The sequence below is a fragment of the Burkholderia sp. Ac-20392 genome (assembly GCF_017104585.1).
Taxonomy (GTDB): domain Bacteria; phylum Pseudomonadota; class Gammaproteobacteria; order Burkholderiales; family Burkholderiaceae; genus Burkholderia; species Burkholderia lata.
In genome coordinates, this window is record NZ_JAAGPB010000627.1 from 1 (window position 1) to 4427 (window position 4427).

Annotated in this window: 5 protein-coding genes; 4 read left to right on the plus strand and 1 reads right to left on the minus strand. The window is 67.4% G+C overall.

Annotated elements, in window-relative coordinates; translation table 11 throughout:
• The 3 genes from G3N99_RS35785 to G3N99_RS35795 form a co-directional block, all read left to right on the plus strand.
• Positions 1 to 909: amidohydrolase (locus tag G3N99_RS35785; RefSeq protein WP_206124714.1), on the plus strand; the 909-nt coding region annotated here is incomplete at its 5' end.
• Between the two features lie 50 nt (positions 910 to 959).
• On the plus strand, positions 960 to 1748 hold the full coding sequence (locus tag G3N99_RS35790) for an ABC transporter substrate-binding protein (RefSeq protein ID WP_206124715.1): 789 nt from the start codon (positions 960 to 962) through the stop codon (positions 1746 to 1748).
• A 51-nt stretch (positions 1749 to 1799) separates the two neighbouring features.
• On the plus strand, positions 1800 to 2984 hold the full coding sequence (locus tag G3N99_RS35795; protein WP_206124716.1) for a porin: 1185 nt from the start codon (positions 1800 to 1802) through the stop codon (positions 2982 to 2984).
• Positions 2985 to 3037: 53 nt separating this feature from the next.
• On the opposite strand, the gene G3N99_RS35800 is transcribed toward G3N99_RS35795, so the two are convergent.
• Complete coding sequence (locus tag G3N99_RS35800) at positions 3038 to 4057, minus strand: NAD(P)-dependent alcohol dehydrogenase (protein WP_206124717.1); 1020 nt, start codon at positions 4055 to 4057, stop codon at positions 3038 to 3040.
• A 126-nt stretch (positions 4058 to 4183) separates the two neighbouring features.
• Here G3N99_RS35800 and G3N99_RS35805 point away from each other — a divergent pair.
• On the plus strand, positions 4184 to 4427 hold a 244-nt coding region (locus tag G3N99_RS35805; protein WP_206124718.1), incomplete at its 3' end, for a LysR family transcriptional regulator.

Below are 4427 nucleotides of genomic sequence, written 5' to 3' on the forward strand. Positions count from 1 at the left end.
ACCGGGCTGCCGCACGCGAGCCGGTGCGACGGCGTGATGCACGCGTGCGGCCACGACGGCCATACGGCGATGCTGCTCGCGGCGGCGCGCTGCCTGGCCGAGCGGGAACGCTTCACGGGCACGCTGAACCTGATTTTCCAGCCGGCCGAGGAAGGGCTCGGCGGCGCGAAGCGGATGATCGACGATGGGTTGTTCGAGCGGTTTCCGTGCGATGCGGTGTTCGCGATGCACAACGTGCCGGGCCTGCCTGCCGGCGTGCTCGGCTTCTGCGACGGCCCGGCGATGGCCTCGGCCGACGAGGTGCGCGTGCGCGTGACCGGGCGCGGCGGGCATGGCGCGGCGCCGCATACGACGATCGATCCGGTGGTCGTGTGCGCGTCGATCGTGATGGCGCTGCAGACCGTCGTGTCGCGCAACGTGAACCCGCAGGACCTGGCGATCGTGACGGCCGGCTCGATCCATGCGGGCACTGCATCGAACGTGATCCCGCCGCACGCGGATCTGGAACTCAGCGTGCGTGCACTGTCGCCGGACGTGCGCGCGCTGCTCGAACACCGAATTGGCGAGATCGTGCACGGGCAGGCCGCGAGCTACGGCGCGACCGCCGAAATCGACTACCGGCACGCGTACCCGGTGCTCGTCAATCATGCGGCGCAAACCGCGTTTGCACGCGACGTCGCCCGCGAATGGGGCGGGGATGGCGCGCTGATCCCGCATCTGCGGCCGATCGCGGCCAGCGAGGACTTCGCGTTCATGCTGAACGCGTGCCCCGGCAGCTACCTGTCGATCGGCAACGGCGATGGCGCCGCCGGATGCGGGCTGCACCACCCCGGCTACGACTTCAACGACGCGTGCCTTGCGACGGGCGCGAGCTACTGGATTGCACTGGCGGAGCGCTACCTCGCGTGATGTGCCCGCATGATTTTGACTGACGATTCACACAAGGAAGGAGACTGGCAATGAAGCAGTGGAAACGGATGGCGGCGCTCGCGGTGGCGCTGGCGGCAGGGGCGGCGCATGCGGGCGACTGGTCGGGCAAGGAGATCCGCCTCGCGGTCGATCCGACTTACCCGCCGCTCGAATACAAGCTGCCCGACGGCACGCTGACGGGCTTCGGGATCGACATCACGAACGCGTTGTGCGCGGAGCTGCATGCGCACTGCGTGTGGGTCGAGTCGAGTTTCGACGGGATGATTCCGGGGCTGCTCGCGCGCAAGTTCGACGTGATTGCGTCGTCGATGACGATCACGCCGAAGCGGCAGCAACAGATCGCCTTCACGAACCGGATCTCGAATGCGCCGGCGCGCCTCGTCGCGCGCAAGGGTTCGCCGCTGCTGCCGACGGCCGACGCGCTGAAGGGCAAGCGCGTGGGTGTCGAGCAGGGTTCCGCGCAGGCCGACTACGCAGTCGCGAACTGGCAGCCGGCCGGCGTGCAGGTCGTGTCGTACCAGAACCAGGATCAGGTCTATGCCGATCTCGTGACGGGCCGGCTCGATGCGGCGTTCCAGGCATCGATCGCGGCCAGCGACGGCTTCCTGAAGAAGCCGCAGGGCAAGGATTTCGCGTTCGTCGGCGCGGCGATCGACGACGTGAAGTATTTCGGGCAGGGCGACGGGCTCGGGCTGCGCAAGCAGGACAACGACCTGCGCGACGCCTTCAACCACGCGCTCGCGACGATCCTCGCGAACGGCACGTACCAGCGGATCAACAAGAAGTACTTCGACTTCGACATCTTCGGCGCGAAGTAAGCGGCGACGCCCGGAAACGGGCAGTCACGAAAATATCAATAAGGAAAACGAATGAACTGGAGATTGTCTTTCGTCGCGATTCCGGCGCTGTGTGCAGCGCCCGCGTTCGCGCAAGGGAGTGTCACGCTTTACGGTCTCGTCGATGCGGGCATCGACTACACGAACAACGTCGGCGGCCACAGTGCGTGGCAGATGGCAAGCGGCTTCGCACAGGGCAGCCGCTGGGGCGTGAAGGGCACGGAGGATCTGGGCGGCGGCTACAGCGCGCTGTTCCAGCTCGAGAACGGCTTCAACGTGAACAGCGGCACGCTCGCGCAGGGCGGCCGCATGTTCGGGCGGCAGGCCTACGTCGGGCTCGGCAGCGAGCGGTACGGCACGCTGACGCTCGGCCGGCAATATGATGCCGTGGTCGACTATCTCGCACCCACGACTGCGAACGGCAGCTGGGGCGTCTACCCGTTCTCGCATCCGCTCGACAACGACAACACCGGCAACACGTTTCGCGTGAACAACACGGTGAAGTACGCGAGCCCGGATTTCGCGGGCTTCTCGTTCGGCGGCACGTACAGCTTCAGCAACGACACGGGCTTCGCGAACAACCGGCAGTGGAGCGTGGGCGCGCAGTACGAGCAGGGCGGGTTGCTCGTCGGCGCAGCCTTCCTGAATGCCGACAACCCTGGCGCAACGTCGGGCGGCGCGATCGCGGGTTCGGGATCGGTCGGTGCCGACGCGAACTTCGCGTCGGCGCGGCTGCGGATCTTCGGGGCGGGCATCAACTACACGGCGGGGCCTGCAACGGTCGGGTTCGCGTACACGAACAGCAACGTCACGCGGCCGACCGCGAACGTCGGCTACCTGTTCGGCGACGAAACGATCGAACCGGTGACCGGCCCGCTCGCGGGTGGCACGGTATCGTCGATCAAGTACCAGAACTTCGAGGTGAACGGCAAATACCAGGTCACGCCCGCGTTGTTCGTCGGTGCGCAGTACGTGTACACGACGGTGCACTATGACGCGACGACGGGCAGCGCGAAGCCGAAGATCCATTCGCTCGGGCTGATGGCCGACTACAACCTGTCGAAGCGCACGGACGTGTACCTGATGGGTGCGTACCAGCGGATCGCGGGCGATGCGACGGGCTCGTCGCTCGACCAGGCCTATATTCCCGGCGCGGCGGACTTGTCATCCACCTCGAAGCAGCTGATGGTTCACGCGGGGATCCGTCACAAGTTCTGACGGCGCGATGACGGAAGAGGCGGCGCGCCGAACCGCCCGTCGCCTCGACGCGCTTACTGCGCGACGCGAATCACGACCTTGCCGAAGTGCTGCCCCGACTGCAGGTACGCATACGCCTGCGGCGCTTCGTCGAAGCCGAATACGCGATCGACCACCGGCCTGATCTGCTTCGCGTCGACGAGCCGCACGACGTCGTCGAGCATCGCGCGGCTGCCGACCATGATCCCGTGCAACTGCCGGATCCCGCCGATCAGCGACAGCAGCCCGAGTTCGGGGCCCGCGAAGCTGCTGAGGCCGCCGATCACCGACACGATGCCGCCCATCTTCGTCGCGGCGACCGAGCGCGGCAGCGTGTCCTTGCCGCCGACTTCGACGACCAGATCCGCCCCCGCGCCGCCGGTGAGCCGCAGCACTTCGTGCTGCCATTCGGGTGTCGCGCGATAGTTGATGGTTGCGTCCGCACCGAGCGCGCGGGCGCGTTCGAGCTTCGCATCGCTCGACGACGTGACGATCGTGCGCAGCCCCGCCGCATGTGCGAGCTGCAACGCGACGATCGACACGCCGCCCGTGCCGAGCAGCACGACGGTCGCGCCGGGCCCCAGGCCGCCGTCGGCGAACAGTGCGTTCCATGCGGTGATGCCCGCGCACGACAGCGTCGCCGCCTCGTCGTAGTTCAGGTGCGCGGGAATCGCGACCAGCGCGGCCTCGTCGGATACGAAGTGTTCGGCGAGCACGCCGTCGAATTGCGCGCCCGGCGACCCGGAGACTTTCCGCGGCGTGGGCGGCCCGTCGATCCAGTGCGGGAAGTACGTGTTGATCACGCGATCGCCCGGCTTGAAGCGCGTGACGTCGCGGCCGGTTTCGATGACTTCGCCGGCGCCGTCGGCGACCGGAATCAGCGCGTCCGTGCCGATGCCGAGATAGTCGCCGCGCGCGAACATCAGGTCGCGGTAGTTCAGTCCGGCCGCGTGGATCTTCACGACGACGTCGTTCGGCCCGACCGCGCGGCGTGTCGCGTCGATGCGCCGAAGCCCGGCCACGCCGTCGCCCGGTTTCACTTGCCATGCGTGCATGTCGACTCCTTTTCGAGATAGAGCGGACTATCATAGTGTTGCGCATGGGGACGCATTGGCGAGAATTCGGCCAACGACTGTCGCCTGTGCGGACACAACCCTGTGACCCGATTGGAGCGAAATGGCATGGACGAACGGCTGAGAGGCGTGGCCGAATTTGTCGACGTGGTGGAGTCGGGCAGCTTCGCGGCGGCCGCGCTGCGGCTCGGCGTCACGCGCTCGGCCGTCGCGAAGGTCGTCGCGCGGCTCGAACGCCGTCTCGGCACCCGGCTCCTGCAGCGCACGACACGCCAGCTCGGCCTGACCGACGAAGGGCTCGTCTATTACGAGCAGTGCCGGCGGCTGCTGGCCGAACTCGGCGAGACGGAGG